General features: G+C 72.6%; 23 protein-coding genes. 15 read left to right on the top strand and 8 right to left on the bottom strand.

The features are described 5' to 3' along the window. The first annotated feature begins 58 nt into the window (after positions 1 to 58). Positions 59 to 955, top strand: coding sequence for an NYN domain-containing protein (locus HEP81_RS14205; RefSeq protein WP_037660039.1), 897 nt, complete (start codon positions 59 to 61; stop codon positions 953 to 955). Here the strand turns inward: HEP81_RS14205 and HEP81_RS14200 are convergent. Then, on the bottom strand, positions 952 to 1,833 hold the full coding sequence (locus HEP81_RS14200) for an alpha/beta fold hydrolase (protein WP_078967562.1): 882 nt from the start codon (positions 1,831 to 1,833) through the stop codon (positions 952 to 954). The two genes, HEP81_RS14205 and HEP81_RS14200, sit on opposite strands and share 4 nt — an antisense overlap. Before the next feature lie 92 nt (positions 1,834 to 1,925). Further along, on the bottom strand, positions 1,926 to 4,532 hold the full coding sequence (locus HEP81_RS14195; RefSeq protein WP_190275995.1) for a DEAD/DEAH box helicase: 2,607 nt from the start codon (positions 4,530 to 4,532) through the stop codon (positions 1,926 to 1,928). A 503-nt stretch (positions 4,533 to 5,035) separates the two neighbouring features. Here HEP81_RS14195 and HEP81_RS14190 point away from each other — a divergent pair. Then, positions 5,036 to 5,779: a ferritin-like fold-containing protein gene (locus tag HEP81_RS14190; RefSeq protein ID WP_172624620.1), complete on the top strand. Its 744-nt coding sequence runs from the start codon at positions 5,036 to 5,038 to the stop codon at positions 5,777 to 5,779. A 115-nt stretch (positions 5,780 to 5,894) separates the two neighbouring features. Here the strand turns inward: HEP81_RS14190 and HEP81_RS14185 are convergent, their stop codons facing one another. From HEP81_RS14185 to HEP81_RS14170, 4 genes are all read right to left on the bottom strand, one after another. Next, complete coding sequence (locus HEP81_RS14185; protein ID WP_037660046.1) at positions 5,895 to 6,158, bottom strand: hypothetical protein; 264 nt, start codon at positions 6,156 to 6,158, stop codon at positions 5,895 to 5,897. A gap of 185 nt (positions 6,159 to 6,343) precedes the next feature. Beyond that, positions 6,344 to 6,571, bottom strand: coding sequence for a DUF3107 domain-containing protein (locus HEP81_RS14180; protein ID WP_037660048.1), 228 nt, complete (start codon positions 6,569 to 6,571; stop codon positions 6,344 to 6,346). Between the two features lie 142 nt (positions 6,572 to 6,713). Next, positions 6,714 to 7,355: a TetR/AcrR family transcriptional regulator gene (locus HEP81_RS14175; protein ID WP_037660049.1), complete on the bottom strand. Its 642-nt coding sequence runs from the start codon at positions 7,353 to 7,355 to the stop codon at positions 6,714 to 6,716. A gap of 132 nt (positions 7,356 to 7,487) precedes the next feature. Continuing rightward, positions 7,488 to 7,712, bottom strand: coding sequence for a hypothetical protein (locus HEP81_RS14170; protein WP_037660050.1), 225 nt, complete (start codon positions 7,710 to 7,712; stop codon positions 7,488 to 7,490). A 215-nt stretch (positions 7,713 to 7,927) separates the two neighbouring features. Here HEP81_RS14170 and HEP81_RS14165 point away from each other — a divergent pair, with 215 nt between their 5' ends. From HEP81_RS14165 to moeZ, 12 genes are all read left to right on the top strand, one after another. After that, complete coding sequence (locus HEP81_RS14165; protein WP_051850442.1) at positions 7,928 to 8,998, top strand: alpha/beta fold hydrolase; 1,071 nt, start codon at positions 7,928 to 7,930, stop codon at positions 8,996 to 8,998. An 8-nt stretch (positions 8,999 to 9,006) separates the two neighbouring features. After that, entirely contained in the window at positions 9,007 to 10,524 is a 1,518-nt protein-coding gene (locus tag HEP81_RS14160) for a DUF3152 domain-containing protein (RefSeq protein WP_078967563.1), read from the top strand. A gap of 56 nt (positions 10,525 to 10,580) precedes the next feature. After that, the gene (locus HEP81_RS42335) at positions 10,581 to 10,676 is read left to right on the top strand and encodes an Ms4533A family Cys-rich leader peptide (protein WP_310738795.1); all 96 of its coding nucleotides are present in this window, start codon (positions 10,581 to 10,583) and stop codon (positions 10,674 to 10,676) included. Between the two features lie 180 nt (positions 10,677 to 10,856). Beyond that, on the top strand, positions 10,857 to 12,575 hold the full coding sequence (locus HEP81_RS14155; protein ID WP_037660053.1) for an ABC transporter substrate-binding protein: 1,719 nt from the start codon (positions 10,857 to 10,859) through the stop codon (positions 12,573 to 12,575). A gap of 4 nt (positions 12,576 to 12,579) precedes the next feature. Further along, positions 12,580 to 13,638 carry an ABC transporter permease gene (locus HEP81_RS14150; protein ID WP_037660055.1) on the top strand — a complete coding sequence of 353 codons (1,059 nt, stop codon included), beginning with the start codon at positions 12,580 to 12,582 and terminating at the stop codon, positions 13,636 to 13,638. Then, positions 13,635 to 14,633: an ABC transporter permease gene (locus tag HEP81_RS14145; protein WP_037660061.1), complete on the top strand. Its 999-nt coding sequence runs from the start codon at positions 13,635 to 13,637 to the stop codon at positions 14,631 to 14,633. Before HEP81_RS14150 ends, HEP81_RS14145 begins: the two co-directional genes overlap by 4 nt. Then, positions 14,630 to 16,231 carry a dipeptide ABC transporter ATP-binding protein gene (locus HEP81_RS14140; protein ID WP_037660062.1) on the top strand — a complete coding sequence of 534 codons (1,602 nt, stop codon included), beginning with the start codon at positions 14,630 to 14,632 and terminating at the stop codon, positions 16,229 to 16,231. The genes HEP81_RS14145 and HEP81_RS14140 overlap by 4 nt, the downstream gene beginning before the upstream one ends. A gap of 220 nt (positions 16,232 to 16,451) precedes the next feature. Beyond that, positions 16,452 to 18,095 carry a DUF3492 domain-containing protein gene (locus HEP81_RS14135; protein ID WP_051850443.1) on the top strand — a complete coding sequence of 548 codons (1,644 nt, stop codon included), beginning with the start codon at positions 16,452 to 16,454 and terminating at the stop codon, positions 18,093 to 18,095. Between the two features lie 758 nt (positions 18,096 to 18,853). Continuing rightward, complete coding sequence (locus HEP81_RS14130; RefSeq protein WP_051850444.1) at positions 18,854 to 19,990, top strand: hypothetical protein; 1,137 nt, start codon at positions 18,854 to 18,856, stop codon at positions 19,988 to 19,990. Positions 19,991 to 20,102: 112 nt separating this feature from the next. Further along, a complete protein-coding gene (locus tag HEP81_RS14125; RefSeq protein WP_037660064.1) occupies positions 20,103 to 21,062 on the top strand; it encodes an NAD-dependent epimerase/dehydratase family protein in 960 nt (319 codons plus the stop codon). 83 nt (positions 21,063 to 21,145) lie between these two features. Continuing rightward, the gene (locus HEP81_RS14120) at positions 21,146 to 21,895 is read left to right on the top strand and encodes a spherulation-specific family 4 protein (RefSeq protein WP_037660154.1); all 750 of its coding nucleotides are present in this window, start codon (positions 21,146 to 21,148) and stop codon (positions 21,893 to 21,895) included. A 63-nt stretch (positions 21,896 to 21,958) separates the two neighbouring features. After that, positions 21,959 to 23,137 (top strand): adenylyltransferase/sulfurtransferase MoeZ, encoded by a 1,179-nt coding sequence (moeZ, locus tag HEP81_RS14115; RefSeq protein ID WP_037660067.1) that lies wholly within the window; start codon positions 21,959 to 21,961, stop codon positions 23,135 to 23,137. A gap of 62 nt (positions 23,138 to 23,199) precedes the next feature. Here the strand turns inward: moeZ and HEP81_RS14110 are convergent, their stop codons facing one another. Further along, the gene (locus HEP81_RS14110) at positions 23,200 to 23,694 is read right to left on the bottom strand and encodes a MarR family winged helix-turn-helix transcriptional regulator (RefSeq protein ID WP_051850445.1); all 495 of its coding nucleotides are present in this window, start codon (positions 23,692 to 23,694) and stop codon (positions 23,200 to 23,202) included. Positions 23,695 to 23,870: 176 nt separating this feature from the next. On the opposite strand from HEP81_RS14110, the gene HEP81_RS14105 reads away from it, so the two are divergent. Further along, positions 23,871 to 24,845 (top strand): alpha/beta hydrolase, encoded by a 975-nt coding sequence (locus tag HEP81_RS14105; RefSeq protein ID WP_037660070.1) that lies wholly within the window; start codon positions 23,871 to 23,873, stop codon positions 24,843 to 24,845. 66 nt (positions 24,846 to 24,911) lie between these two features. Here HEP81_RS14105 and HEP81_RS14100 read toward each other — a convergent pair whose 3' ends face one another. Then, entirely contained in the window at positions 24,912 to 26,501 is a 1,590-nt protein-coding gene (locus HEP81_RS14100) for an alpha/beta hydrolase (RefSeq protein ID WP_037660072.1), read from the bottom strand. Between the last annotated feature and the right edge of the window lie 6 nt (positions 26,502 to 26,507).

Here is a 26,507-nt window from a genome sequence, read left to right as displayed (position 1 = left end):
CTGGGACTGACCGGGAGCAGTTGTGTTCACACTGTGACGGCGAGGAGAATGGGGGGCGATGAACGACGACCTGGCGCATCTCGCCACCCGCATCGACCGTACGAATGAGCTGCTCGAACGCATGCTCGCCGAGGTGGCGAAGACACCCTCGACCCACGCGATCTTCGTGGACGCCGGGTATCTGTACGCGGCCGCCGGCCGCCTGGTCGCCGGGACGGAGGACCGCCGGGCCTTCGACGTCGACGCCGAGGGCCTGATCGACGCGCTGATCGACCGCGCCCGCACCGTCTTCGCGGACAGCCGGCTGCTGCGCGTCTACTGGTACGACGGCGCCCGGCGCCGCATCCACACCGCCGAGCAGCAGTCCATCGCCGAACTCCCCGACGTCAAGGTCCGCCTCGGCAACCTCAACGCCAACAACCAGCAGAAGGGCGTCGACTCCCTCATCCGCACGGATCTGGAGTCACTGGCCCGGCACCGCGCCATCAGCGACGCGGCCCTGCTCGGCGGCGACGAGGATCTGGTCTCCGCGGTCGAGGCCGCCCAGGGCTACGGCGCCCGCGTCCATCTGTGGGGCATCGAGGCACCCGAGGGCCGCAACCAGGCCGAGCCGCTGCTGTGGGAGGTCGACAGCCAGCGCACCCTGGACCTGGAGTTCTTCAAGCCGTACGTCTCCCGGCGCACGGCCGCCGCCTACGAGGCCGGCGCCGGGGCCCGGCCCACCCGTGAGGACGTCCGCTTCGTCGGCGCCCAGATCGCCGCCAAGTGGCTGGCCTCCCGGGGCCGCGACGCCCTGGTCGAGCTGCTGCCGGGCCACCCCTATCTGCCCGGCTCCGTCGACCAGGACCTGCTGGTCGAGGCCGAGGGCCTGCTCCAGTACTCCCTGCGCGGCCAGGCCGATCTGCGCCGGGCCCTCAGGGACGGGTTCTGGGACCACTTGCAGGCGCAGTACTAGCGATCGCCGCCGGAGCCGTCCCAGAAGTCGGCGAGGGCGGTGGCGGTCTCCAGCGGGCGCTCGGTGTTGGGGGAGTGCTCGGTGCCGTCGATGATCGTGCGGTGCGCGCCGAGCCGTATCGCCATGTCGTCCAGCAGCGGCACCGGCCAGGTGTCGTCGTACGCGCCCGACACGACATGGCACGGCAGCGCCAGGGCGGCCAGTTCCGCGACCCGGTCCGGCTCCGCGCACAACTGGCGCCCGGCGGCGAGGAGTTGGGCGGGCTTCGTGCCCATCCAGCGGCGCCGCATGTCCTCCTGGACGTCCGGGGCGTCACCCGGCTGCGGCGTGCCGGTCTGCTCGGGCGCGTCCATCTCCCGCATCGCGTCCCACACTTGCGCCATGGTCAGCACGGCCAGCGCGTCCCGCAGCAGCCGTACCCGCTCCTGCTGGGACTCCGAGATCCGCGCCGGTCCCGATGCCATCAGGGTCAGGGACCGGAAGGGCGCGTGGTCCAGCAGGACGGCGGCGCGGGCGACCTGGCCGCCGAAGGAGTGGCCCAGCAGATGCACCGGCTCGCCGAGCGCCGCGGCCTGCGCCAGCACATCCGCCGCCAACTCGCCCTGCGCGTAGGCGGATTCGTCGTACTCGGGGCCGTCCGACTCGAACTGCCCGCGCCCGTCCACGGCCACGGTCCGATACCCGCGCTCGGCCAGCGGCACATGCAGCGGGTTGAAGTCCTCCTTGCTGCCGGTGAACCCGGGCAGCAGCAGGACGACCCCCTTCGCCTCGACCCCCTCGGCCACCGGAGCGTCGACGACGGCGAACTCCCCGCGCGCGGTGTCCAGCGCGTACGCATGGGCGCCGGGGGGCGGTACGAAGGTATCGGGCCTGCTCATGGGGGAGAGGTTAGCCGCAGGGTGCCGGGGGAATGCCGACGGCCCGGCCCACCGAGGTGGACCGGGCCGTCAGAGACCGCGGCGGCGCCGGATCAGGCTTCCGGTGCCTCCACGGAGGCCGTCGCCTTGCGGGTGCGGCGGCGCGGCTTGGCCTCCGGCTCGCCGGTGGCCTGCGCCGGGATCTCCGCGGTGGCCGTCTCGGCGACGGCCTTGCGGGTCCGCCGCGCCTTCGGAGCGGCCGGCTCGACCCCGTCGGCCGTTTCAACGGCGGCGGCGGTCTTGCGCGTGCGGCGCGGCTTGGCCTCGGGGGCCTCGGCGGTGTCCGTCGCGGTCTCGGCTGCGGCAGCCGTCTTGCGGGTGCGGCGGGGCTTGGCCTCGGCCTCGGGGGCCTCGGTCTCCGGCTTGGCGGCGGCGGTCTTGCGGGTGCGCCGCGGCTTGGGCTCGGCCTCGACCGCGTCCGTCTCCACCGCGTCCGTCTTCGCGACGGCCGCCTTACGGGTGCGGCGCGCCTTGGGCTCCGCCTCGACAGCCTCGGCCTCGGCGACCGGCTCCGCGGCCTTGCGCGTACGGCGACGCGGCGCGGCCTCGGTGCCCTCGGTCGCCTCGACGGCGGCGGCGGTCTTGCGCGTGCGGCGCGGCTTGGCCTCGGGGGCCTCGGCGGTGTCCGTCGCGGTCTCGGCTGCGGCAGCCGTCTTGCGGGTGCGGCGGGGCTTGGCCTCGGCCTCGGGGGCGTCGGTCTCCGGCTTGGCGGCGGCGGTCTTGCGGGTGCGCCGCGGCTTGGGCTCGGCCTCGACCGCGTCCGTCTCCACCGCGTCCGTCTTCGCGACGGCCGCCTTACGGGTGCGGCGCGCCTTGGGCTCCGCCTCGACAGCCTCGGCCTCCGCGGTGACAGCGGGAGCCTCGGCGGCCTTGCGGGTACGGCGGCGCGGCTTGGCCTCCTCCACCGTCTCCACCACGGCCTCGGCGACCGGCTCGGCCGCCTTGCGGGTACGGCGGCGCGGCTTGGCCTCCGCCTCGGGCTCCGCGACGACGGCCGGGGCCGGCGCCGGGGTCTCCACGACGGCGCTCTCGACCGGCTCCGCCGCCACGGGCTCCGCGGCCTTGCGGGTACGACGGCGACGCGGCTTCTCCACGACCTCCGCGACCTCCGCCGTGGCGGGGGCCGGGGCGGCCACGGGCGCCTCCTGCGGCGCCTCGGTGCTCACCTCGACGACCGGCGTCACCGCGGCCGGCGCCTGGGCGCCGTTCCGGGTGCGACGACGGCGGCGCGGAGTGCGGGTCGCCGACTCCTCCACGGACGTGGACTCGGTGGCCGGTGCCTGCGCGGCCGCGTCCATCGGGGCGCCGCCCCGGGTGCGACGGCGACGGCGCGGGGTGCGCGCCGGACGCTCCTGCTCGGCGGCGGGGGACTCGGTACGGTCCTGGCGGTCCTGGCGGCCACCACGACCACGGTCGCGGTCACGGTCGCGGCCACGATCACGGTCGCGGCCACGGGAGCCGCGTCCGCCGGTCTCGCCCAGGTCCTCCAGCACCTCCGCGTCCAGACCGGCACGGGTCCGCTCCGAGCGGGGCAGGACGCCCTTGGTGCCCGCGGGGATGCCGAGGTCGGAGAAAAGGTGCGGGGACGTGGAGTACGTCTCCACCGGGTCGTTGAAGTCCAGCTCCAGCGCCTTGTTGATCAGCTGCCAGCGCGGGATGTCGTCCCAGTCCACGAACGTGATCGCCGTACCCTTGGCGCCCGCGCGGCCGGTGCGGCCGACGCGGTGCAGGTACGTCTTCTCGTCCTCGGGGGACTGGTAGTTGATGACGTGGGTGACGCCCTCGACGTCGATACCGCGCGCGGCGACATCGGTGCAGACCAGGACGTCGACCTTGCCGTTGCGGAACGCGCGCAGCGCCTGCTCGCGGGCGCCCTGTCCGAGGTCGCCGTGGACCGCGCCGGAGGCGAAACCGCGGCGCTGGAGCTGCTCGGCGATGTCGGCGGCCGTGCGCTTGGTGCGGCAGAAGATCATCGCGAGCCCGCGGCCCTCGGCCTGGAGGATGCGCGCGATCATCTCCGGCTTGTCCATGGAGTGGCCGCGGTAGATGAACTGCTTGATGTTCGCGACCGTCGCGCCCTCGTCGTCCGGCGCGGTGGCGCGGATGTGCGTGGGCCGGGACATGTAGCGGCGGGCGAGACCGATGACCGCGCCCGGCATGGTCGCCGAGAACAGCATGGTCTGGCGCCTGGCCGGGAGCATGCCGATGATCTTCTCGACGTCGGGCAGGAAGCCCAGGTCGAGCATCTCGTCGGCCTCGTCGAGGACGAGGGACTTGATGTGCTTCAGGTCGAGCTTCTTCTGGCCCGCGAGGTCGAGCAGCCGGCCCGGGGTGCCGACGACGACGTCGACGCCCTTCTTCAGGGCCTCGACCTGGGGCTCGTAGGCCCGGCCGCCGTAGATCGCCAGCACGCGCACATTACGGACCTTGCCGGCCGTCTGGAGGTCGTTGGTGACCTGGGTGCACAGCTCGCGGGTGGGGACGACGACCAGCGCCTGCGGGGCGTCCGTGAGGGCGTCGGTGGTGGCGCGTCCGGCCTCGACATCGGCGGGAACGGTCACGCGCTCCAGGAGGGGGAGGCCGAAGCCCAGCGTCTTGCCGGTGCCGGTCTTGGCCTGGCCGATGACGTCCGTGCCGGAAAGGGCGACGGGAAGCGTCATCTCCTGGATGGGGAAGGGGTTGACGATGCCGACGGCCTCCAGGGCCTCGGCGGTCTCGGGGAGGATCCCAAGGTCTCGAAACGTCGTAGTCAGGGTGCTGCCTCTTCTGTGTGGCGCGGTGCGAGGCGAGCGCGGGGGGCCATGACTGACCTGTCGGGGACGTCGGCTGCCGTACAGGCGTACCTGTCAAGGCAAGCCGTAGACAGGGGACCTCGGCCGACGCTCTAGCGCTCGTACCGCTGAGGGTGTCCCTCCGGTCGTCGTACGTATTGAGCCGTACGGCCACGGAGGTCTGTCGGGTCGGAGCCGATCGGGCCACCGACCGGGCATCCTCATGCGTGCAACCTGTCGGAACACGTCGAACACCGTCGACGCACTCCCAGGCGCAATACCACCATACCCCGGATCCACGCACATGCGATGGCCGAATTGGTCACGTAGTGGTGGTCACAGTGATCGACCGGGGGCTTGAGGGGGGCGCCAAGCGGGCTATTGTGCGCCTCATGACTAGCTCTGACAAGCCTGAGAACGCGTCCGCCGCCCCCGTACCGACCGGTGTCGCCGCGCAGGACTGGGCGCAGGCCGCCGCCGAGCCGCACTACCGCGCCGCCGTCGTGGATCTGCTCGGGGCGCTCGCCTATGGAGAGCTCGCGGCGTTCGAGCGGCTCGCGGAGGACGCGAAGCTGGCGCCGACCCTCGGGGACAAGGCCGAGCTGGCGAAGATGGCGTCGGCCGAGTTCCACCACTTCGAGCGGCTGCGGAACCGGCTGACGGAGATCGGCGAGGACCCGACGGGCGCGATGGACCCGTTCGTCGCCGCACTGGACGGCTTCCACCGGCAGACGGCGCCCTCGGACTGGCTGGAGGGCCTGGTCAAGGCGTACGTCGGCGACTCGATCGCGAGCGACTTCTACCGGGAGGTGGCGGCGCGGCTCGACATCGACACCCGGGAACTGGTGCTCGCGGTGCTCGACGACACCGGGCACGCGGAGTTCGCGGTGGAGAAGGTGCGGGCCGCGATCGACGCCGATCCGCGGGTCGGCGGGCGGCTCGCGCTGTGGGCGCGGCGGCTGATGGGTGAGGCGCTGTCGCAGTCGCAGCGGGTGGTGGCGGACCGGGACGCGCTGTCCACGATGCTGGTCGGCGGGGTGGCCGACGGGTTCGATCTGGCCGAGGTGGGGCGGATGTTCACGCGGATCACGGAGGCGCACACCAAGCGGATGGCCGCGCTGGGCCTCGCGGCCTGAGAAGCGGTGCGCTCCGTGGGGGGCGGTGCGGGTGGTGGTGCGCTGTGGCTTGTCGCGCCCACGCGGCGGAGCCGCATATCGAACAGAGCCCCGCGCCCCATCGGGGCGCTTCCGCTTACGCCGTCAGGGAGCGGCGCGCGCGTGACGGGCGTAGAAGCAGGGACAGGGATGCCGCCGAGATGATCGCCGCGCCCAGGACGGGGACCACGACGGAGCCCGAGCCCAGGGCGCTGTTGGTGACGAAGTCGCCCAGAAGGGCGCCCGCGGTGCCGGTCGAATAGACCAGGGGGCGGTTCGGGAGGCGGTGGGCGAGGCGGACGGTCGCCGCCCAGGCGAGCAGGAGACCGAGCACGGCGGTGCCGAGTGCTTCCAGGATCATGACGGGGTCCCTCCCACGGCCGGTCTGCCTTGAACGGTCGTAGCCCGTACTACCCGTGACCTGCGGATTGCAATCCTCCGCTATGGGGGAGTTGTGGCGTTACTGTGTGCGAATCCGCTCGGCGCCATCCGCTCAGCACAAGGGCCCGGCGGCCGAATGCCGCCGGGCCCTTGCCATGGCCTTGACTACAGCGCGCCGAAGCCCACCTTGCGCACGGTCGGCGCGCCGAGCTCCACGTACGCCAACTTGTCCGTCGGCACCATGACCTTGCGGCCCTTCTCGTCCTCAAGGGTCAGCAGCTGCGTCTTCCCGGCGAGTGCGTCGGACACCAGGCGCTCGACCTCCTCGACGCTCTGACCGCTCTCCAGAGCGATCTCGCGGGGCGCGTGCTGCACGCCGATCTTGACCTCCACGGCTTTGTCCCTCCGACGGTCAGTTAAGTGCGCGATCTTCCGCGCCGTACCTGCACACATTAGCCCGGTGAGGGGACGTGCACGCGGCCGACCGGGAACGCCAACAGCGAACACCGTCCGGGAATGAACCCCGTGGCGCGACTCAGTGGTGCTCGTTGCCGTGCAGCGGGAAGCCCGCGATGCCGCGCCAGGCGAGCGAGGCGAGGAGCTGCACCGCGTTGTCGCGCGGCACACTGCGATCGCTGTGCAGCCAGGAACGGGCCACCACCTGGGCGAGCCCGCCGAGACCGGAGGCGAGCAGCATGGACTCCGCGCGCGAGAGCCCGGTGTCCTCCGCGATCACCTCGCAGATCGCCTCGGCGCACTCGGTGGTCACCTTGTCGACGCGCTCGCGCACGGCGGGCTCGTTCGTCAGGTCCGACTCGAAGACCAGCCGGAAGGCGCCGCCGTCGTCCTCCACATAGGCGAAGTAGGCGTCCATGGTCGCCCGCACCCGCTGCTTGTTGTCGGTCGTCGACGCCAGCGCGCCGCGCACCGACCGGATCAGCGCCTCGCAGTGCTGGTCCAGCAGCGCGAGGTAGAGGTCGAGCTTGCCCGGGAAGTGCTGGTAGAGCACCGGCTTGCTGACGCCGGCCCGCTCGGCGATGTCGTCCATCGCCGCGGCGTGGTAGCCCTGTGCGACGAAGACCTCCTGGGCGGCGCCCAGCAACTGGTTCCGTCGGGCTCGGCGCGGCAGCCGGGTGCCGCGCGGGCGTGCTGCCTCTGTCTGCTCGATGGCTGTCACGCCGCCTCCCAATGTCGTCCACATGCGGTGTCGACCGCGCGGCCATCGTACTTTTCGGTAACCGTGGTGCGCGCGGTGCGAGCGCAGAATTTCATGTACCGGACGACGGCGAAAGCCGAGTCACGCGGTCGATCAGCGGTAGTCGTCCTCGTCGAGCGAGACCACGCGCGTCTGTTCGAGCAGATCGGCCTCGTTCGCCCGGTCCTTCTTCTCCGCCGTCAAAGTGTCGTCGCGCTCGGGCCGGACATCGGCCTGCTGCTCGACGGCGTCCACTTCCGGTTCCTCGACGCCCAGCTCGGGGGCCGTCTCCTCGTCCAGTTCCTCGATGGTGTCGGGCTCGGTCGGATCCTGGGCCATGATGGGCTCCCTTCCTACGACGTCCCTGGGCACGGCAGGGGCCACACGCGGGTGCCCTCTGCTACGAGCCTAGGAGACGGCCGATTCGGACGCCATGCCGTGCGCGTCCGTCCGCGCCCCGGTTGTCCCCCGCGGAACGGCTCATGCACGGAACGGCTCATTCTGTGACGGCGAACACACGAACCCCGGTGTGATCACCTCGTAACATTGCCCGCATGTCTTCCACCGAGTCGCCCTCCGCGCCGGCCGCCAGTGTCCTCCCCAGGGTGGCGCCCGTCCGGGTCGGCGACGGGGAGCGGCTGCGGACGGTGGGCCTGCCGGGGGTCACCCTGTCGGTGCGCTACCGGCCGCCCGTGCGCGAGGACCTGCCGCGCGCCCTGTATGTGCACGGGCTCGGCGGCTCCTCGCAGAACTGGTCGGACCTGATGGCCGAGCTGGACGGCGTCGTGGCCGGCGAGGCGATCGACCTGCCGGGCTTCGGCGACTCCCCGCCCCCGGACGACGGCGACTACTCCGTCACCGGGCACGCGCGGGCCGTCATCCGCTACCTGGACGCCTCCGGGCACGGTCCCGTCCACCTCTTCGGCAACTCGCTCGGCGGCGCGGTCACCACCCGGGTGGCCGCCGTACGCCCCGATCTGGTGCTCACCCTCACACTGATCTCGCCCGCGCTGCCGGAGCTGCGGATCCAGCGCACCGCGGTGCCGACCGGACTGCTCGGCGTGCCCGGCATCGCCGCCCTGTTCACCCGGATGAGCAAGGAGTGGACGGCCGAGCAGCGGGTGCGCGGGGTCATGGGGCTCTGTTACGGCGATCCGGGCCGGGTGACCCCGGAGGCGTTCCGGCAGGCCGTGGAGGAGCTGGAGCGGCGGTTGCAGCTGCCGTACTTCTGGGACGCGATGGCCCGCTCCGCGCGCGGCATCGTCAACGCGTACACGCTCGGCGGGCAGCACGGGCTGTGGCGGCAGGCCGAGCGGGTGCTCGCGCCGACCCTGCTGATCTACGGCGGCCGGGACCAGCTCGTCGGCTACCGCATGGCCCGCAAGGCCGCCCGCTCCTTCCGCGACTCCCGGCTGCTGTCCCTGCCGGACGCCGGGCACGTGGCGATGATGGAGTACCCGGGCGTGGTGGCGCGGGCCTTCCGGGAGCTGATGGCACAGGCCGGGGGCGGTGGCGCGGCTGCCGGCAGTAGAGACGACGGCAGTAGAAGTGACGGCAGTAGAGACGACGACAGCACGGAGACGGGCGGCCGGGGAGCCGCCGACGGTACGGAAGCGGGGAGCTGAAGGACACCGTGGGACGCCACAGCCGCCGGGGGCCGGCCAAGCCGGTCGCGAAGGACGAGGGTCCGGAGATAGCGGCGATGAGTGAGCGGGCGGCGCCGCGCCGCGGGGTGCCGGGACCGCCGGACGGAACGCCGGGTCACGGTGTGCCGAGATCCCCGGAGGGAACGCCAGGCCACGGTGGCCCGAGATCCCCGGAGGGAGCGGCGGGGCGTGGCGCGCCGCGCGGGCCCGAGGGGGCGGCGGGGCGCGGTGCCGCACGCGGGCCCGAGGGCACACCGGCCCGTGGTGTTCCGCGGCTGCCCGACGGCACGCCCGCCGGTGGTGTCCCGAGGCTCCCCGACGGCACGCCCGGGCACGGTGTGCCGCGTGGCGCCGGCGCGGGTGCCGCTCGTGGCGGGCATCCCGAGCAGCGCGAACCCGGGGGCGGCTGGGGGGAGTTCCCGGCGCGGACCGGGTCCGGCACCGGTGTGCACGGGGTCGTACTGCCCCGGCAGCGGCAGGCGGGACCCACGCGGCCGGGTGGACCGGGCGGGCCGGGTGGTCCTGGCGGGCGCGCCGGGCGTGGGCCTCGGCAGGACTATCTGGACGCTTTCGACGGCGGCGGGAAGGTCGGAGACGTCCGTACGACTGAGCGGTCGGCCGAGGAACCGGGGCCGGGGCCCAAGGCGAAGCCGGAGCCGGAGCCGACGGCCGAGAAGATGCCCGCCGACGGTGCGGACAAGGTGGAACTGCCCGCGCAGCGCGGCAGCAACAAGGGGCGGGCCTTCACCGGTATCGCCGCGGCGGCCGTCACCACCGTGCTCGCGGTGGTCGTCGCCGGACAGGTGACCGAGGGGCGCGACAACGACGCGCGGACGGGGCACTCCGCGCCGGACCAGGGCGCCGACGCGCACCCCGGGCCCTCCGCGAGGGCGAGCGCGGTGCCGTTGACGTACGAGCAGAAGATGGACCGCACATATCCGCTGGGCGCCACCCTCAAGGCGTCCGGGAAGTTCGACACCGTCCCCGGCTTCGACAAGGCGCCGGGCACCGGCCAGAAGTACCGCTACCGGGTCGACATCGAGCAGGGGCTCGGGCTGGACGGCGCGCTGTTCGCCGAGGCGGTGCAGAAGACGCTGAACGACGACCGCAGTTGGGGGCACGGCGGCACCCGTACCTTCGAGCGGATCTCCTCCGGCAAACCCGACTTCGTGATCACCCTGGCCAGCCCCGGCACCACCGCCACCTGGTGCGCGAAATCCGGCCTGGACACCACCGAGGACAACGTCTCCTGCGACTCGGCCGCCACCCAGCGCGTGATGATCAATGCGTACCGGTGGGCTCAAGGAAGCAAGACATATGGCGACAAGATCCATATGTACCGGCAAATGTTGATCAACCATGAAGTCGGTCATCGGCTCGGCCACAACCACGTCACCTGCGAGAAGAGCGGCGAACTGGCGCCGGTCATGCAGCAGCAGACCAAGTTCCTCGACCATGACGGGATCCACTGTCTGCCCAACGCCTGGCCCTATCCCAGGAGTTGACAACCTGCGCTTATGTCACATTGACATGAGCCGCAAGTTCGTTCATATTTCTGCGCATGTGGTCTAGTCATGCCGTCTCCTTCAGCGCCGCCATCGAGCTGGCGCTGATCGGCGTGACCGCGCTCTGCGTGGCCGACATCCACTGTCGCTGACGCCGCCCCCTGGCGTTCGCGTCGCGACCTTTCTTTCCTTCTCCGTCCGTGACCCCGGTCGCGGATTTTTCGACGACCCGACGCCGGGGCCGACGTCTGTCCAGGGACGTCTCACTCCTCGTCTCTTTGTCTCACTCTTCGAGAAAACCTCGAAACAGCCCCCGAGAGGTCGTCATTCCGATGCGTCAACCGTCCGTCATAGCGCGCCGCGTGGCAGCGGCATCCGTCAGCCTGGTCGTGGCCGCGGGCGCAGCCGCCTGCGGTCCGAAGGACAGCGGTGCGAAGGGCTCCGGTGGCGACTCGACGCCCCACAAGGGCGGCACGCTCACGGTCCTGAACTCCGAGCCGCAGACCGATTTCGACCCCGCGCGGCTGTACACCTCCGGCGGCGGAAACGTCCCCTCGCTGGTCTTCCGCACGCTGACCACGCGCAACCGGGCGAACGGCGCGGCCGGCGCCAAGGTGGTGCCGGACCTCGCCACCGACACCGGGCGTCCCAACAAGGACGCGACCGTGTGGACGTACACCCTGAAGAAGGGCCTGAAGTACGAGGACGGCACCCCGATCACCTCGGCCGACATCAAGTACGGCATCGAGCGCTCCTTCGCCCCCGAGCTCTCCGGCGGCGCCCCCTACCTGCGCGACTGGCTGACCGGCGCGGCAAACTACCAGGGGCCGTACAAGGACAAGAAGGGCCTGTCGGCGATCGAGACGCCGGACGAGCGGACCATCGTCTTCCATCTGAACAAGCCCGAGGGCGAGTTCCCGTTCCTGGCCACCCAGACGCAGTTCGCGCCGGTGCCCAAGGCCAAGGACACCGGCACCAAGTACGAGGAGCACCCGGTCTCGTCCGGCCCCTACCAGGTCGTCAAGAACGAGAACGACGGCGAGCATGTGCTGCTCAAGCGCAACCCGAACTGGTCGGCGGCCACCGACGACCAGCGCAAGGCGTACCCGGACACCATCGATGTGCGCTCCGGCCTCGACTCCTCGGTGATCGACCAGCGGCTGTCCGCCTCCCAGGGCGCGGACGCCGCCGCCGTCACCACGGACACCAACCTCGGCCCGGCCGAGCTCGCCAAGGTGACCGGCGACAAGGAGCTGGCCGCGCGCGTGGGCACCGGCCACTTCGGCTACACGAACTACATCGCGTTCAACCCGACCGTGAAGCCGTTCGACAACCCCAAGGTGCGCGAGGCCATCGCCTACGCCGTCGACCGCTCCTCGGTGGTCAACGCGGCCGGCGGCAGCGCGCTCGCCGAGCCCGCCACGACCTTCCTGCCGAACCAGAAGTCCTTCGGGTACACGCCGTACGACCCGTTCCCGGCGGGTGCGTCCGGCAACCCGGCGAAGGCCAAGGAGCTGCTGGCGCAGGCCGGTTACCCGAACGGGCTCACCGTCACCCTGACGCACTCCAACGCCAAGGACTTCGCGACCAGCCCGGAGATCGCCACCGCCCTCCAGGACGCCCTGAAGAAGGCCGGGATCACGGTCAAGCTCCAGGGTCTGGAGGACAACGACTACCGGGACACCGTCCACAGCGTGAAGACCGAGCCCGGCTTCTTCCTCGCCGGCTGGGGTGCCGACTGGCCCTCCGGCGGTCCCTTCCTCGCCCCGATCTTCGACGGCCGGCAGATCGTCAAGGACGGCGCGAACTTCAACGCGAGCCGGCTGAACGACAAGTCGGTCAATGACGAGATTGACTCGATCAACAAGTTGACCGACCTCGACGCGGCCGCCAAACGCTGGGGCGCCCTGGACCGGAAGATCGGCGGCAAGGCCCTCGTGGTGCCGCTGTTCCACCCCGTCTACAAGCGCCTGGTCGGCCAGGACATCCGCAATGTCGTCATCAGCGACTGGACCGGCGTGCTGGACATCTCCCAGGTCGCGGTGAAGTGACGCCGTGACCGAGTCACCCCTCGCCACCCCGGCCGCCGGGACGGACGCCTCCGTCCCGGCGGCCCCGGGGGCCCGCCGGTTCTGGCGGCGGCTGCGGGCGCAGCGCGCCGCCCTGGTCGCCGCGGCCGTCGTCGCGCTGCTCGTCCTGGTCGCGCTCGCCGCGCCGCTGCTCACCGCACTGGAGGGCCAGGACCCCTTCACCTACCACCCGTCCCTGATCGACTCCGCGCGCGGCGGGGTGCCGGTCGGCTCCCTCGGCGGCATCGGCGCTGAACACTGGCTGGGCGTCGAACCCCAGACCGGCCGCGACCTGTTCGCGCGCCTGGTCTACGGCGCCCGGGTCTCGCTCGGCGTCGCCCTGGCCGCCACCGTCATCCAGGTCGCCATCGGCGTGGCCGTCGGCGTGGCGGCCGCGCTCGGCAATCAATGGGTTGATCAACTGTTGAGCCGGATCACGGACATCATCGTCGCCATGCCGCTGATGATCATGTCGTTGGCGCTGCTGGCGGTCGTCCCGGCGAGCTTCCCGCGACCCGTCCTGGTCACCCTCGTCATCGGCCTGATCGCCTGGGGCAGCATCGCGAAGATCGTGCGCGCCCAGACCCTGTCCATGAAGGGCCTCGACTACGTCTCGGCGGCCCGGCTCAGCGGCTGGAAGACCTGGCGGATCGCCCGCCGGGAGCTGCTGCCCGGACTCGCCGCGCCCGTCATCACCTACGCGGCGCTCCTCGTGCCCATGAACATCTCGGTGGAGGCGGCCCTGTCCTTCCTCGGCGTCGGCGTCAAGCCGCCCACGCCCTCCTGGGGACAGATGCTCACCGCCGCCGACGTCTGGTACCAGGCCGCCCCGCAGTACCTGCTGCTGCCGGCCGGCGCCCTGTTCGTCACCGTCCTCGCCCTCACCGTGTTCGGCGACGGCGTGCGCACCGCCCTCGACCCGCGCGCCGCCTCCCGGCTGCGGATCGGCACCGGCCGCAAGGACAAGGACGCAGCCACAGCCACAGCCGCGGCCGGGGCCACGGCGACGGACGCGGACGCGACCAAGAAGGAGGCGACCGCATGAGCGGCTTCGGCGGATTCCTGCTGCGCCGGGCCGTGGGCACGGTCATCACCCTGCTCGCCATCTCGGTCATCGTCTACGTCGTCTTCTACGTCACCCCCGGCAACGTCGCCCAGATCACCTGCGGCCCGCGCTGCTCGCCCGCCCAGGTGCACCAGGTCGCCGAACAACTGCACCTCGGCGACCCCCTCTACGTGCGCTACTGGCACTTCCTCCAGGGCCTCTTCGCCGGCCAGGACTTCTCCACCGGCACCTCCCTGGAGCACTGCGCGGCGCCCTGCCTCGGGCAGTCGTACCAGACCGGACAGCAGGTCCTGGACATCATCCTGGGCAAGCTGCCGGTCAGCCTCTCGCTGGTCCTCGGCGGCATGGTCCTGTGGCTCGCCCTCGGCGTCGGCACCGGCGTCCTCTCCGCCTGGCGGCGCGGCCGCCTCTCGGAGCGGGTGCTCACCGCGATCACCCTCGCGGGCACCGCCACGCCGGTGTTCGTCATCGGCCTGGTGCTGATGATCGTCGTCTGCGGCGAACTCCAGCTGCTGCCCTTCCCGGAGTACGTCGCCTTCACCGACGACCCCGAGCAGTGGGCCTGGAACCTGCTGCTGCCCTGGCTGTCGCTGGCCCTGATCGAGGCGGCGACCTTCGCCCGGCTGACCCGCGCCGCGATGCTGGAGACCCTCGCCGAGGACCATGTGAGGACCTTCAGGGCGTACGGCGTCGGCGAGCGGGCCATCGTCGGACGGCACGCGCTGCGCGGCGCGTTCGCCCCGGTCATCGCGCTCAACGCCAACAACGTCGGCTCCGCCGTCGGCGGCGCCGTCCTCACCGAGACCCTGTTCGGGCTGCCCGGCATCGGCCAGGAACTGGTGCACGCGGTGAAGGTCGTCGACCTGCCGGTGGTCGTCGGCATGGTCCTCGTCATCGCGTTCTTCGTGGTGCTCGCCAACGCCGTCGCGGACGTGCTGTACGCGGTGGCCGACCGACGGGTGGTGCTCGCATGAGCCTGGTGGAAGTAACCGACCTGAGCGTCGAGTTCGGCGCGCTGCGGGCCGTCGACCGGCTCTCCTTCAGCCTGGCCGAGGGCGGCGCGCTGGCCCTGGTCGGCGAGTCCGGCTCCGGCAAGTCCACGGTCGCGGGCGCCCTGCTGGGCCTGCACCGCGGCACCGGCGCCCGGGTCGGCGGCACCGTACGCGTCGCCGGCACCGATGTCCGGGCGGCCACCGAGCAGGAGCTGCGGCGGCTGCGCGGCGCCAAGGCCGCCATGGTCTTCCAGGACCCGCTGTCCTCGCTCGACCCCTACTACGCCGTCGGCGACCAGATCGCCGAGGTGTACCGGGTGCACACCCGCGCCGGACGCCGTGCCGCCCGCGCGCGTGCCGTCGAGGTCCTGGACCGGGTGGGCATCCCGGACGCCGCCCGGCGCGCCCGCTCACGCCCGCACGAGTTCAGCGGCGGCATGCGCCAGCGCGCGCTCATCGCCATGGCGCTGGCCTGCGAACCCGAGCTGCTGATCGCCGACGAGCCCACCACCGCGCTCGACGTCACCGTGCAGGCCCAGATCCTCGACCTGCTGCACAGCCTGCGTACGGAGACCGGCATGGGCCTGCTGCTGGTCACCCATGACGTGGGCGTGGCCGCGGAGAGCGTCGAGGAGGTGCTGGTCATGCGGCACGGCCGGGCCGTCGAGCACGGTCCGGTCGGGACGGTCCTCGCGGCGCCCCGGGAGTCGTACACCCGCGAACTCCTCGACGCCGTCCCGCGCGTGGACGCCCGCAGCACCGGCTCCCCGGCCACCGGCGAGGTGGTCCTGGAAGCCACCGGACTGCGGCGCGAATTCGGGCGCGGCAAGCGGGCGTTCGCGGCCGTGGACGATGTCTCGCTGACCGTGCGCAGGGGCGAGACCCTCGGCGTCGTCGGCGAGAGCGGCAGCGGCAAGACCACCCTCGGCCGGATGCTGGTCGGCCTCCTGGACCCCACCGCGGGCCGGATCCGCTACGCGGGCGAGCCGCACACCGGGGTGAACCCGGCCGTCCAGATGGTCTTCCAGGACCCCGTCTCCTCCCTCAACCCCCGCCGCAGCGTGGGCGAGTCCATCGCCGACCCGCTGCGCGCCCGTGGCGAGAAGGGCGCGGGGGCCGAGGAGCGGATCAGGGGGCGGGTGACGGAACTGCTGGAGCGCGTGGGGCTCGAAGGGGCGCACTACGACCGCTACCCGCACGAGTTCAGCGGGGGCCAGCGCCAGCGCATCGGCATCGCCCGCGCGCTGGCCGCCGACCCGCGCGTCATCGTCTGCGACGAGCCCGTCTCCGCGCTCGATGTCACCACCCAGGCCCAAGTGGTCGCCCTGCTCGGCGAGTTGCAGCGGGAACTGGGTCTCGCGCTGGTCTTCATCGCGCACGACCTGGCCGTCGTCCGCCAGGTCAGCGACCGGCTCGCGGTGATGCGCCGGGGCCGGCTGGTCGAGTACGGCCCCGCCGACGAGGTCTACGACAGCCCGCGCGAGGAGTACACCCGGCAGTTGCTGGCCGCCGTACCCGCCCTCGACCCGGAGCTGGCGGCCCGGCGCCGGGCCGCACGCCGCGCGCCGGCGGCCGTCTGACCGGGCGCGGGACAGTGCGCCCGGCGTGACGCCCCGTACCCGCGTGAACGCCTAGCGCGACAGAACGCGGCCCGCACGAGAAAGTTACGCGTGTTCACCCCTTTTGGTGGCGCGACGGACAACCGTCCGTCGCGCCACCCTCTTGTCCGCTTACGTTCGTCCCGCTGTGAGCCGCCGGGACCAACGGCGGCCGACCAGAAGGAAGATCGGGGGTGCACGCGTGCGCACGGGACTGCTGACAGAAGGCGGCTATCCGTATGCGAGCGGTGACGCCGGCCTCTGGTGCGACCGGCTGGTGCGCGGGCTCGGGCAGCACGAGTTCGACCTCTACGCGCTCAGCCGCAGCAGGCACCAGGAGGAACAGGGCCTGCTCCCGCTGCCGCCCCAGGTGACCCGGGTCCGTACGGCACCGCTGTGGACGGCCGAGGGCGACGGCGGGGCGGTCGGGTACGGACGGCGCGCGCGCCGGCGCTTCACCGAGCACTACGGCGAACTGGCCGGCGCGGTGTGCGCGGCGGCGGACGGCAGCGCCTCCGGCGCCGTGGCGGACCGTTTCGCCAACGCCCTGTACGGGCTCGCCGAACTCGCCCGCGAGGAGGGCGGACTCGGCGCGGCGCTCCGCTCGGACCTCGGCGTCCGCACCCTGGAGCGCGCCTGCCGCGCGCCCGGTGCGCCGCGCATGGCGCGCGAGGCGCGCGTGGCCGATCTGCTCACCGTCACCGGTCACCTCGAACGCGCCCTGCGCCCCCTCTCCCTCGACTGGTACGGCGAGGACGCGCTCGGCGCGGCCGATCTCTGCCACGCCACGTCCGGCGGCCCCGCCGCCCTCCCCGGGCTGCTCGCCCGGCACTTCCGCGGGGTGCCGCTGCTGGTCACCGAGTACGGCGTCCATCTGCGCGCCCACTACCTGGGCCAAGGGCCCGGGGCGGCGCCCGCGGTACGGGCCCTGCTCGCCGCGTTCCACGGGCGGCTCGCCACCGAGATCTACCGGCGCGCCGAGATCCTCACCCCGGGCAACGCGCACGCCCGCCGCTGGCAGGAGCGGTGCGGGGCGGACCGGGCCAGGATCCGCACGGTGTACCCGGGCATGGCGGCCGACGGCTTCACCGAGGCCGGCGAGGCACCGGACCGCGCGGACCCGGACACCTTGGTCTGGGTCGGGCGCGTCGAGCCCGCCAAGGACCTCGTCTCCCTGCTGCACGCCTTCGCGCAGGTACGCAGACAGGAGCCCGGGGCCCGGCTGCGCATCGTCGGTTCGCCGGACGGACCCGAGGGCACGGCGTACCTCGGGCACTGCCGGGCGCTCGCGGCCCAGCTCTTTCCGGACGAGGCGGAGGGGGCGCACGCGGTCGGCTGCAACCCGGTCTCCTTCGACGAGATCGGCAGCCCGGACGCCCCCACGCTGCCCGAGGTGTACGCCTCCGGTGCCGTCGTCGTGCTCTCCAGCGTGGTGGAGGGGTTCCCGACCGGGCTCATCGAGGCCATGTTCTGCGGCCGGGCGACCGTGTCGACGGACGCGGGCGCGGTGGTCGAGGTGATCGGCGGTACGGGACTGGTCGTGCCCCCGCGCAATCCGCGGGCGCTCGCCGATGCGTGTGTGGCGCTGCTGCGCGACCCCGAGCGCCGTGCGCGGCTCGGTGCGGCCGCGCGTGCCCGGGCGCTGGAGCTGTTCACCGTGGAGCAGAACGTCGCGGCGTTTCACGGCATTTACCTGGAGATCGTCTCGCACTGCCCGGTCCGCCGCGACCTCCTCGACGCGTCCGGCGCACCGCTGCCCTTCGCCGCCCCCGCCGAATCCCACGTCCCCGCCCACTGGCCCGCCACCCCCACCTGGGCCCTCCCGACCACGGAGCCCGCCCGATGAGCGACACACCGAGAATGCCGAGTGGCGGGGTGCCGTGGGGGACGGGGACGGGGCCGGCTTCGGGACCGGGGGAGAGGCCGTCGACCGGGTCGGGACCGGGCCCAGGAGAGTGGGCCTCGACCAGGACGGGTTCGGGGCCGGGTGAGTGGACTTCGACAGGGGCGGGTTCCGGGCCGGAGGCGGGAGAGTGGACCTCGACCGGGGTTGGTGCTGGGGGCGGGGCGAGTCGGGCCGTCTCCGTCGAGGGGCCGCATGGCGGCGAGGCTTCCGTGAGTTGGCCGGGTGCCTCGGAGGGCTTGCCTGCCGTGCCCGACCCTGGGGCGCTCTCCGTCAACGTCCTCGCTGACGAGCCGGGTTCGGCCGCAGACTCCCCGGATGGGGGTCTGTGCGCGGGCGTCGCCGTCGCGAGTTGGCCGCACACTTCGGTGGCCTCGGCGCCCGTGCATTCGCCTGCTGCTGAGCCGAGTTCGGGCGCGGCGTCCGGGAGCCGACCGGACGCCTCGGAGGGCATGTCCTCCGTTCCTGGTGCCGGAGTGCTCCCCGCCAACTCACCTGCCAACCTGTCGAGTTCTGTCAACGCCTCCCCGCGCGCGGGTGAGGCCCCCTTGAGCTGGCCGGACGTCTCGATCGGCTCCCGCTCCGTGCCCGGGCCCTCCGGTTCCGGGGTGGTTCTCTCCAAGTCGCGTGCCAGTGGGCCTCGTACATCCGTGCCCCCTGTCAACGAGGCGCCCGCGCCCGCGAGTCGGCCACCGGCCCCGATGCCCGTCCCCGATCGCAGAGCCGCCCCCCGCCGTCCCTCCGGTGACCCCGTCAAGGCGTTGCTCCACCGGCACCGTGACCTGTGTGAGCAGGCCGTCGACGCCCTGGAGATCGCGGCCGGGCTGGAGGCGCAGGGGATCACCGATCGGACGGCGGCGCGGTTTCGGCACCGGGACGTCTTCTCGCTGGCCGAGGAGCTGTACGCGCGTGTGCCACGGACCGGGGAGTCCCGTGCGGAGCCGAAGCCGGCCCTGCCCGTGCCCCGGATCAGGGCGGCGTGGGCGCTGTCGAGCCTGCTGCCCGGGATCGCCGCTGCGGCCACCGCGGCCGGGACGCGGGCCACCCACGGCCAGCCGCGGCTGCTCGTCGCCGCGGCCGGGATCGTCGTCATAGCCCTCGCGACCCGCGCGGCGCTGCGCACCGGCCCCCTGGCCGTACGCACCGGACCCCGCCGTCCCCGCCCCTGGCAGGGCTCCCTCCTCGCATGGACCCTCTGGCTGCTCGGATACGCGCTGTTCGGCGACGGCCTGCTGCACGACGTGCTCACCGGCGGCCCCGACACGCTGCCCGACGGCGCACCCGGCGGCGAATGGCCCACCGCCACCGCGCCCGCGCTGGCCCTCACCCTGGCCCTCGCGCCGGCGGCCTGGTGCGCGCACCTCCTCGCCGCGGGCGCCCGGCGCAGACTCGCCGGCAGCCGGGGACTCGAAGACTTCACGGCCGCCGCGCGCCCCCTGCTGCTCGGCACCTTCGCCCTGTTCCTCGGCGCGCTCGCCGCGCTCCTCCTGGTGTGCGGAAGGGTCCTCGGCGAACCCGCGGCCCTCCCGCAGGCGCTCACCCTCGGCGCCCTGCTCCTGCTCGCCCGCCTGCTCATCGCGCACCGGCACCGGCGCGCCCCCGCCCTGGTCCTCGGCGCCGCCGCGGTCACCGAGGCGGTGGCCCTCGCGCTGCCGCTCGCCGGGCGGCTGCCCCACTGCCATCTGCTCGCGCTGCCCGTCCGGACCCTCACGGACACCCTGGGCGAGCCCGCCGTACCGGCTCTCGCCTGCGGCACCGCCGCCCTGGCCCTGCTGCTGCACGCCGGCCGCACCCTCACCCGGGCCTCCGCCCACGCGCCCACCGGAGCACCCGAGTGAGCGTCGGCTCGCGCCGCCCCCTGAACCAACAGCACCACCCCGTTGAAGGAGACCTCCAGATGTCCACCTCCCACCAGGGAGCCCCCGCAGCCCTCGCCCAGGGAGCCGTCCGATGAGGGTCCTGCTGATCGGCGCCAATGGTTACCTCGGCCGGTTCGTCGCCGAGCGGCTGCTCGCCGACCCCGCCGTACAGCTCACCGCGCTCGGCCGGGGCGACGACGCGGACGTCCGGTTCGACCTCGCAACCGGCAGCCCCGGCGCGCTCACCCGGTTCCTGGGGGCGGTGCACCCCGGGGTCGTCATCAACTGCGCCGGTGCCACCCGCGGCGGCGCCCGGGAGCTGACCCGGCACAACACCGTCGCCGTGGCCACCGTGTGCGAGGCGCTGCGGCGCAGCGGCTGCGGCGCGCGGCTGGTGCAGATCGGCTGCGGCGCGGAGTACGGGCCCAGCCAGCCCGGCTCGTCCACGGCCGAGGACGCCGTACCGCGCCCCGGCGGCCCCTACGGCGTCAGCAAGCTCGCCGCCACCGAACTCGTCCTCGGCTCCGGCCTGGACGCCGTGGTGCTGCGCGTCTTCTCGCCCTGCGGACCCGGCACCCCGGCCGGCTCCCCGCTCGGCCGGCTCGCCGAGGCGATGCGCCGCGCGATGCAGTCGGGCGACGGAGAGCTGAAGCTCGCCGGACTCGGTGTGCAGCGCGACTTCGTGGACGTACGCGATGTCGCCCGCGCCGTGCACGCCGCCTCGCTCTCCGCCGCACAGGGCGTGATCAACATCGGTTCGGGCCGTGCCGTACGGCTGCGGGACGCCGCCGGGACCCTCGCCCGCGTGGCCGGATACGGCGGCGCGCTGCACGAACTCGACGCCCCGCCCGGCGCGTTGCGCGGCGGCATCGGCCACCCCCGGCCCGAGACGGAGCACACGTCCCCGGCCGCCTTCCCCTACCCGGACGGCTGCGGCAGCTGGCAGCAGGCCGATGTACGCACCGCGCGCGACCGGCTCGGCTGGCGGCCGCGCATCAACCTCGAAGAGTCCCTGGCCGACATCTGGATGGAGGCGGCGTGCCGCATCTGACCAGCACCACCGGCGCATCCGGCACCATCGGGGGCGCCGCCGGAGCGAGCGACCCTGTCAGGGGCGCGACCGGAACGACCGGCATCGGGGGCGCCGCCGGAGCGAGCGGGAGCGCCAACGGCATCGCCGTACGCACCGCCCTCGGCGTCCCCGGCTTCGCCCACCCCCTCGTCGCCCCCGCCCAGTGGGCCACCCTCGCCCGCCCCGGCACCCCGCTGGACTGGGTGGCGCTCGATGTGGCCGGCGGCCCCGGCGCAAGGCCCGACCCGCACTGCCTGGCGGCGGCTGACCCGCTGCACCACGCCGGGGTGCGGGTCCTCGGCCGCCTCGACCTCGCACAGGGCGTCCGCGCCCGCGCCGACCTGCTCCGCGGCGCCCACCGCTACCTCGACTGGTACCGGGTCGACGGCTTCCTCCTCGACCGCTGCCCCATCGGCCGCGGCGAACTCGACGGGGTCCGCCGGGTCCTCGCGGACCTGCGGGCGATCACCGACACCGCCCATCTCGTCCTGGGCCACGGCACCCACCCGCACCCGGGCTACGCGGAGCACGCCGACCAGCTGGTGACCTTCTCGGGCTCCTGGTCCGACTACCGCTGGTCGCAGGTCGCGGAGTGGACGGCCGACCATCCGCCCGAGCGGTTCTGCCACTTCGTGCACGGTGTGCCGCGCGGGCATCTGGAGGAGGCGCTGCGCATCGCGCGCTGGCAGGGCGCGGCCACGATCTACTTCACGGACCGGACCGGAGGCCGCGGTTCCGGGGACCCCTGGGAGGCGATGCCCGGCTACTGGGACGAAATCGTCTCGCGCCTCGGAACAGGTGTCTCGGAATGAAGAAGGGCGTGGCAGTGTTACCACAAGAACAAACGTAGTGATTGACCGACCAACGGAGTCCCCGTGTCGCTGCCACCCCTGGTCGAGCCGGCTTCCGAGCTCACCGTAGACGAGGTCCGCAGGTACTCCCGCCACCTGATCATCCCCGATGTGGGCATGGACGGGCAGAAGCGGCTGAAGAACGCCAAGGTGCTGTGCGTGGGCGCCGGCGGCCTGGGCTCACCCGCGCTGATGTACCTGGCCGCGGCGGGCGTCGGCACGCTCGGCATCGTGGAGTTCGACGAGGTCGACGAGTCGAACCTCCAGCGCCAGATCATCCACAGCCAGTCCGACATCGGCCGCTCCAAGGCCGAGTCCGCGCGCGACACCGTCAAGGGCATCAACCCTTATGTGAACGTGGTCCTTCACGAGGAACGGCTCGAAGCCGAGAACGTGATGGACATCTTCAGCCAGTACGACCTGATCGTGGACGGCACGGACAACTTCGCCACCCGATACCTGGTCAACGACGCCTGTGTGCTGCTGAACAAGCCGTACATCTGGGGTTCGATCTACCGCTTCGACGGCCAGGCCTCGGTCTTCTGGTCAGAGCACGGCCCCTGCTACCGCTGCCTCTACCCGGAGCCCCCGCCCCCGGGCATGGTTCCCTCCTGCGCCGAGGGCGGCGTGCTCGGCGTGCTGTGCGCGTCGATCGGGTCCATCCAGGTCAACGAGGCCATCAAGCTCCTCGCGGGCATCGGCGACCCGCTGGTCGGCCGTCTGATGATCTACGACGCCCTGGAGATGCAGTACCGCCAGGTCAAGATCCGCAAGGACCCGAACTGCGCGGTCTGCGGCGATAACCCGACCGTCACCGAGCTCATCGATTACGAGGCCTTCTGTGGCGTCGTCTCCGAGGAGGCCCAGGAGGCGGCCGCCGGTTCGACGATCACTCCCAAGCAGCTCAAGGAGTGGATCGACGACGGCGAGAGCATCGAGATCATCGACGTCCGCGAGCCGAACGAGTACGAGATCGTCTCGATCCCGGGCGCCACGCTGATCCCGAAGAACGAGTTCCTCATGGGCACCGCCCTGGAGTCGCTGCCCCAGGACAAGCGGATCGTCTTGCACTGCAAGACGGGTGTCCGCAGTGCGGAAGTCCTCGCGGTCCTGAAGTCCGCGGGCTTCTCCGACGCCGTCCATGTAGGCGGCGGTGTCATCGGCTGGGTCAACCAGATCGAGCCGCACAAGCCGGTCTACTGACCGGCGCCCTCCCGCGTCGAGAAGCCCGCGGCCCTGAACCGAGTTGTTCAGGGCCGCGGGCTTCATCCGTGTCGGCCGGCGTCGGCCGGTTGTTCGGTGGCCACGTTCGTCGTGAGCAGCCGGAGCAGTTGCTTGGCCGTGGCGTCCTGTTCGGGGGTGAGGCCCATGGCGTCGCCGATGACCGGGGGGACCGCGCGGGCCCGCTCGCGCAGGGCGGTGCCGGATCCGGTGAGCCGGACGGTGACGGAGCGCTCGTCGTCGGGGCGGCGCTCGCGCCGGACGAGACCGGCCGCCTCCAGGCGCTTGAGGAGCGGGGAGAGCGTGCTGGACTCCAGCTGGAGCGCGCCGCCCAGCTCGCGCACGGAAAGTCCGTCTTGCTCCCAGAGGGCCAGCATCACCAGGTACTGCGGATAGGTCAGGCCCAGCTCGTCCAGCAGCGGCCGGTAGCACGCGGTGACCGCGCGCGAGGCCGCGTACAGGGCGAAGCACAGCTGGTCCTGGAGCAGGAGTGAGCCCGGTGCGGGGGCTTCCGGCTCGGGATGCGCGGCCTGGTCCATGACTGCGACCCTCCCTCTTTGATGCGAGTGCGTGAAAAGTCCGATTTTAGCAGCGGCTTGGCGGCCGCGATTAGATCGTGCACAACTTAGTTGCGCACAACTAAGTCGAGCGGTACCTTTCTGTCGTACCCGCCGGACGGTCGATCGACCACCGGCACGACACCGAGGAGTTCCTCATGTCCGAGACGTCCGAGACCGCCGCCCGCACGGTGCTGGAGCCGGCCGCCGCCGCCTTCGCCGAGGCCACCGCGAACCCGCCGTACCTCTTCGACCTCGGTCCGGTCGAGGGCCGCAAGGCCGTCGACGAGGTGCAGTCCGGGGCGATCGAGAAGCCGGCCGTCGACGAGGAGTGGGTGACTGTGCAGGGCGGCCCCACCGGTTCCGTCCGCGCCCGGATCGTCCGCCCGGCCGGAGCTACCGGCACCCTCCCGGTGATCGTCTACATCCATGGCGCCGGCTGGGTGTTCGGCAACGCCCACACCCATGACCGCCTGGTCCGCGAGCTGGCCGTCGGCGCCCGCGCGGCCGTCGTCTTCCCCGAGTACGACCTCTCGCCCGAGGCCCGCTACCCGGTCGCGATCGAGCAGAACTACGCCGTCGCCCAATGGGTTGTCCGCGAGGGCGCGGCACACGGCCTGGACGCCGCCCGGATCGCGGTCGCCGGTGACTCCGTCGGCGGCAACATGTCGGCCGCGCTCACCCTGATGGCCAAGGAGCGCGGCGATGTCCCGCTGGTCCAGCAGGTGCTGTTCTACCCGGTCACCGACGCGTCCTTCGACACCCCGTCGTATCACCGGTTCGCCGAGGGCTACTTCCTGCGCCGCGACGCCATGCGGTGGTTCTGGGACCAGTACACGACCGACGAGAAGCAGCGCGCCGAGATCACCGCGTCGCCGCTGCGCGCCACCCTGGAGCAGCTCACCGGGCTGCCCCCGGCGCTGGTCATCACCGGTGAGGCCGATGTGCTGCGGGACGAGGGCGAGGCGTACGCCGCTCGGCTCCGGGCCGCCGGGGTGCCGGTGACCGCCGTGCGGTACCAGGGCATCATCCACGACTTCGTGATGCTCGACGCGCTGCGCGAGACCCATGCCGCCGGGGCCGCCATCGCCCAGGCCGTCGCCGTGCTGCGTACCGCGCTCGGCACGGTGTGATCCGGCGAGGCCGGGTCCGGCGTCCGGCCCGGACGGGTTCCCCGTCCGGGCCGGCTCGCGCGCGGCTCAGCCGCAGACCGAACCCGCCTTCGGGATCGTCCCGTTGAGCAGGTACGCGTTCACCTTGCTCTGTACACACGGGTCCTTGCTGTCGTACGCGCCGTGCCCCTGGCCCTTGAAGGTCAGCTGGACGCCGACGCCCGTGCCGAGGGCCTCCGCCATCCGGCGCGCGCCCTCGTAGGGGGTGGCCGGGTCGCCCGTGTTGCCGACGACCAGGATGGGCGCCGAACCAGGTGCGCTGACATCGGGGTGGTAACTGGCGCCCGGCACGGCCCAGTCGGTGCAGCCGACCATGCCCCAGGCGAGGAAGTCCCCGAACAGCGGCGAGGCGGCACGGAACGCGGGAAGCGCGCGCTGGACGTCGGCGACGGTGTAGCGGGGCTTCTCGTCGGCGCAGTTGATGGCCACGTTCGCCGAAGTGATGTTGCTGTAATGGCCGTTCTCGTCCCGGCCGTTCATCGCGTCGGACAGCACCATCAGCACCTTGCCGTCACCGTCGTACGCCTGTTCAAGGCCCTCGGTGAGGTACTCCCAGAAGTCCTTGGAGTACAGGGACTGGGCGATGCCGCTGGTCGCCGCGGTCTGGGTGAGCAGGCGCGGGGCGATCCCCGGGATGGGCTTCTTGTCCAGGTCGGCCAGGAGTTTGGCGATGCGGTTCTCGACTTCCTGCCGGGTGTCCCCGAGCGGACAGCCCTCCGGCTTGGAGACGCAGTCCTCGGCGAAGTTGCCGAGCGCCAGCTGGAAGCCCTTCGCCTGGCCGAGCGCGCTCTGCTCGGGGTTCTGCGTGGGGTCCACCACCCCGTCGAACACCGCCCGTCCGACATGGGTGGGGAACAAGTGGGCGTAGACGCTGCCGAGTTGGGTGCCGTACGAGATGCCGAAGTAGTGCAGCTTGCTGTCGCCGAGCACCCGCCGCATCAGATCGATGTCACGGGCCGCGTCGGTGGTGCGCACATGCGGCAGCACCTCACCGGACCTGGACTCGCAGCCGGCGTTGAAGTTCCGGGTGCGCTGGACGAGTTGGGCGCGTTCGGCGGCGTCGTCCGGGGTCGCGTCCTGCTGGAAGAACGTGTCCAGCTGGGCGTCGGTCTTGCAGGTCACCGGCGCGCTGCGGCCCACCCCGCGCGGATCGAAGCTGACCAGGTCGTAGCGGGTGCGCAGGGTCGCGTAGTCCTGGACGAACGCGGGCAGCGCGGTGACGCCGCTGCCGCCGGGGCCGCCGAAGTTGAAGATGAGCGAGCCGATCCGCTCGCTCGCGGGCCCGCTGGCCTTGGCCCGGATCAGGGAGATGCCGATGGTGGATCCCTGCGGCTTGCTCCAGTCCAGGGGCGCCCGCATGGTGGCGCATTCCCAGGTGGCGCCGTTCGGCAGCGGGGACGGCGGGGTCCCGCCGCCCTCCGCCTCGTCCGGGGCCGGGCAGGCCGTCCAGTCCAGCGTCTGCGTCGTCAGGGACGCGAGGGACGCGGTGGCGCCGGTGCTGACATCGTCGTCACCGCAACCGGCCAGCAGGGCGGCCAGCAGCACGGCGGCCGTCGTCAGGGCGGTGGTACGCGGCCAGGGAAGAGCGGCGGCTCGCAGCCGGGAGGGAGAGGCCATGACCCC

The organism is Streptomyces griseofuscus, from assembly GCF_014673495.1.
Classification (GTDB): domain Bacteria; phylum Actinomycetota; class Actinomycetes; order Streptomycetales; family Streptomycetaceae; genus Streptomyces; species Streptomyces murinus.
Note: the sequence above shows the minus strand (reverse complement) of the source record. Positions and strands in the feature narration are given on the sequence as shown.